This is a genomic window from Streptomyces sp., assembly GCF_019510245.1.
Lineage (GTDB): Bacteria > Actinomycetota > Actinomycetes > Streptomycetales > Streptomycetaceae > Streptomyces.
In genome coordinates, this window is sequence record NZ_JAEKKT010000353.1 from 1 (window position 1) to 4,344 (window position 4,344).

Consider the following 4,344-nt stretch of genomic DNA (forward strand, 5'->3'; position numbering starts at 1 on the left):
GCTGCCACAGCTACCGCGCTCTCCGCCTCCCTGTTCACGGGCCTTTCCCCGGCCCACGCGGACGGCGCGGCCGGCGGTCCCGTCCTGTCCGGCGCGGATGGCTCGTACAGCCAGCCGGGGATGCTCTTCGTGACCGCGCACTCCGACAGTCCCCTCACCCACATCACGGCCCACTTCTATCCCCTGGACGCACCGGACGGGGCGCCGGAAGCCGGTTCGACCGAGGACTTCACCCAGTACTCCGGGCAGGACGCGACGTCCGGCACCTGGCGGGCGCCGGTCCACCTGGCGGATCTCGGCGACTACCGAATAACCGTCGATCTGCAGGACGCCTCCGGCGCCACCATCACCGGTGTCCTCTCGCCATACACCCTGCAGTACCGGACCATCGTCACGATCTCCGACCTGACCGTCACCCCGAGCGTGCCTGACTACCTCCACCAGCAGGTCTCCGTCACCGGCACCGTGCTCGCCGACGATCCCCGCCACCCCGACTCCCCCGCTCCCGCCGACGGCCTGCCCGTCGACATCGAGACCGGGCGCGGCCGGGTGAGCGCCACCACCGCGGCCGACGGCCGCTTCACCGCCGCCTTCGTCCCCGTCCGGACGTCGATCGACCTGGCCGTCGCACCCCAGGCCTCCGACGCCTACCCCGGGGCAATCGATGTGATGGCGCCCAAGCAGTACCTGCACACCACCCAGGCACCGGTCCGCTTCACAGCCAGCACCCACGCCCTGAACCTGAAGCAGGGCACCACCGCCTCCGTCACCGGCCACGCGGAGATCCAGACCAGTACCGGCTGGCAACCGCTGCCGCATACCGCGATCACTCTCTCCGACCTCGGCCCGAACGACCTTCCCGACTTCCCACTCGCCGAGACCACCACCGACAGCCAGGGCACCTACACCCTGCCCGTCTCCTCGTACAACGCCGCCCCGACCGCCGAACTCGTCGTCGGCACCGATTACATGCCCTTCCAGCAGGTCGCCACCCAGCCCTTCAGCCTGCACGTCGCATACACCACCCACCTCGACATGAGCGCCTCCCTCGACGACGACGCGTCCTTGCATGTCTCCGGGTACGTCTACTACGAAGATCCGCGCGCGACGTGGCCCGCCAAGCCCACCGTCACCCTGCAGTACTCCAAGGACGGCAAGAGCGGCTGGAAGAACGCCACCACCATCCCCATCAAGATCCGCTACAACAAGCCCCAGTTCGCCGAGGACTTCGCCCGCACCTTCACCACCCCGAACACCAACGCCTACTGGCGCGCCCGCTTCAACGGCAACCCCGACCTGGCCACCAGCACCACCAAGCCCGTCCACCTCTACCGCTACGCCACCCGCATCACCGGCTTCCGAGCCCACCCTGGCCCGGTCCGCAAGTCACAACCGATCAGTTTCAGCGGCACCCTCCAGTACAAGAAGGGCACCACCTGGAAACCTCTCGACAGCGGCTCCCCCACCCTCTACTTCAAACCCCGCGGCTCCACCACCTACCACTACGTCTGCGAACTGGACAGCGACAGACATGGCCACCTCGTGGGCATGGTGACCGCGAAAAAGGACGGCACCTGGGCCATCGCCCTCAGCCGCGAGACCGGAGACCACTACCTCAGAAGCGCCCGGGTCACCGACTACGTCGACGTCCGCTGAACCTCCGCAGAGTGGCTGCAGGGCGGCTGGACTTTGCGGTGCTGGTGATGGCCATGGCGGCTGCGAGCGGTTCAGTCGCGGCGCGAGCTTGTGCGAAGTGACTTACCCGGCGGCCGCGCGATGAGGATCGAAGCGTCAGCGGCAGCCAGGCTGGCGAAGCCGTCGCCGCGTCACGTCAGTTCGTGCTGCGCCGTCCGGGCCGGCTACCGGTCGTCGGGCCCCATGGCGGACCGGTTCGGGAACGTCACCCGACAGCATTACGAACCGCTCGTCACACAGGCGAGAGAGCTGATCGCGCAGGTCCCCCGCGCGCCGTTCGTCCTCGGCGACATGGCGCTGGAGATCGAACCGATGCTCCGGTGCGCAAGAACGACGCCCTCGGCCTGAAGCCGTGTCAGGAGCCCGGTCTGCCGGGCGTTCTACGGTGATCGTGGCCGGATTTCGTCACCGGTGGGTCACAGGTCGGAGTGCGGGAGAACTGCCGGCTCGACGGTTCTGTCTGGTTCGACGAGGGCGGCGAGGAGCCGTGCTCCGGACAACTGGGACTCGGGGGACAGCATGCGGTACGTGAACGGAATGCGCGGTTCGGCGGTGGCGGTAGTCGTGGCTTCGGCGGCGCTGGCGGTGGCGGGATGTCAGCCCGGTAAGGGCGGTGCGGACACCGCGGACGGCGGCGTCACCCCGTCCGGGGCCGTCAGCTCAGCGGCCTCCTCCTCCACGCCCGGCACCCCGAAGCCCGGCAGCTCCGGCTCCGGTTCCTCCACTCCCTCCGCCTCCCGGCCAGCGTCCGCGCCCGGCTCCTCCTCGCCCACCACCTCCGCATCACGGTCGTCCGCGCCTGCTCCGGGCGGTTCGGCGGCGACCTGTTCCGCGGGCAGCCTGAAGGCGACCGCCCGTCAGGCCGCCGTGCGGCCGGCCGGTACGGGGACCGGGGCGGCCGTCGTCGAGTTCACCAACGTGTCCGGACGGACGTGCGTCCTCAAAGGGCACCCCACGGTGGCCGGCGCCGGGAACGGCTCTCCGGAGATGAACGTGCCGCTCACCGTCAAGCCGACCGGAGCCGCGGTGCCGGTGAAGGTGGCCCCCGGCGGCAAGGCCTGGGTGAAGCTGACGTTCGTGCAGGTGCAGGGAGAGGCCGACGGGTACTGCGTGTCCGGTTCGGCGCCCGTGGTGTATCCCACGATGGTCGTCCGGCTGCCGGGGGCCGGGGCGCACCAGGTGGCCCTGGACGACGGGCAGTTCGCCGAGTGCGACGACACCGTGACCGTCACCGCCGTATCGGCGCTCAGGCCTTCTTGACCGATTCCAGCCGCAGCACCAGCGCGTGCAGCAGGACGAGGCCGAGTGGAGCGGCGCCAGTTCTCACCGACCGCCGATGGTGGCGGGTCCGTCGTAGATGACATGGATGCGGCCTGGCGCCCCGCACACAGGACGTCATCGCCATCAGGACACACGGGGTCACCGCACCGGAGGTCAACCGCTGCACCATTGTCACCGCAGTGAGGCCGCCCGCACAGGACGCGGCATCATGGCGCAACTGCTGCAGGCGACCTGGGTCCTCGCCCTGCGCGACGGCTGGCTGCCTCCTTGGCTGGACGCGCACACATCGACACTCGCCGATGAAACCGGCTCCGCACCCACCGGGACATGGCGGCCCGCAAAGTACTCGGTTCGTAGGGCTCCAGGGACTCGCGCGCCTCCGCCCTCACCGGACCAAGGTGGTGGCGCTCACCGAGGAGAGGAGTCATTGGTGAAGTGCGCGTACGGGGCGGTCAGTTGGGTGAAGGCGCGGTGCCCCCACTGACCCGGCCGAGCGCTGCCCTCGTACAGGCTTCCGCATTATCCTGGCGACTGTCTGACAGCGTTGTCCGCAGACCTCATCTCCTCGGGGGACCGTGTGCCAGTTCACGAACAGCCGTCCGCAGCACCGGACTTGGACGAGCTGCGTCGGCGGGCGGTGGCCACCGCCGTCCCGCAACGCGAGGCGGGGCTGGTGGTCTGCGAGAACCTTGTGCGGATCTACCAGACCGAGGGCGTCGAGGTACAGGCTCTCCAGGGCCTCGACCTGACGGTGGCCCAGGGCGAGATGATCGCGGTGATCGGGGCCTCGGGCTCCGGCAAGTCCACCCTGCTGGGCATACTCTCCGGCCAGGACACGCCCAGCGCGGGTGCCGCCGAGGTCGCCGGACACGACCTCCTGTCGATGAAGCGCCGCGAGCGGCTCAGCTACCGGCGCCGCACGGTGGGCTTCGTCTGGCAGCAGACCTCACGCAATCTGCTGCCCTACCTCTCGGCGGCGGAGAACGTGATGCTTCCGATGACGTACACCGGGATCAAGAAGTCCCGGCGACGGGGACGCGCGGAGGAACTCCTCGACCTGCTGTCCGTCGGGCACTGCCGGGACCGCACCCCCGACACGCTCTCCGGTGGCGAGCAGCAGCGGGTCGCCATCGCCGTCGCCAACGCCAACGAGCCGCGGGTGCTGTTCGCCGACGAACCCACCGGCGAACTCGACACCGCCACCAGCGACGAGGTCTTCGCGGCGCTGCGCCGGGCCAATGAGGACCTGGGTGTCACCGTGGTCGTGGTCACCCACGACGCGCTGGTGTCCGAACAGGTGCAGCGCACCGTAGGGATCCGTGACGGCCGCACCTCGACGGAGGTACTGCGCCGCGTCGCCACCGGCGA

At 69.6% G+C, this 4,344-nt stretch carries 3 protein-coding genes; all 3 read left to right on the forward strand.

Features of this window, described 5'->3' with window-relative positions; all coding sequences use genetic code 11:
* Nucleotides 1-1,656, forward strand: a 1,656-nt coding sequence (locus JF597_RS51325; protein WP_294013451.1) for a hypothetical protein, incomplete at its 5' end; no start/stop codon positions are given.
* Between the two features lie 558 nt (nucleotides 1,657-2,214).
* Nucleotides 2,215-2,955: a DUF4232 domain-containing protein gene (locus JF597_RS51330; protein WP_294013453.1), complete on the forward strand. Its 741-nt coding sequence runs from the start codon at nucleotides 2,215-2,217 to the stop codon at nucleotides 2,953-2,955.
* Between the two features lie 634 nt (nucleotides 2,956-3,589).
* A partial coding sequence (locus tag JF597_RS51335) for an ABC transporter ATP-binding protein (protein ID WP_294013455.1) occupies nucleotides 3,590-4,344 on the forward strand: 755 nt, incomplete at its 3' end.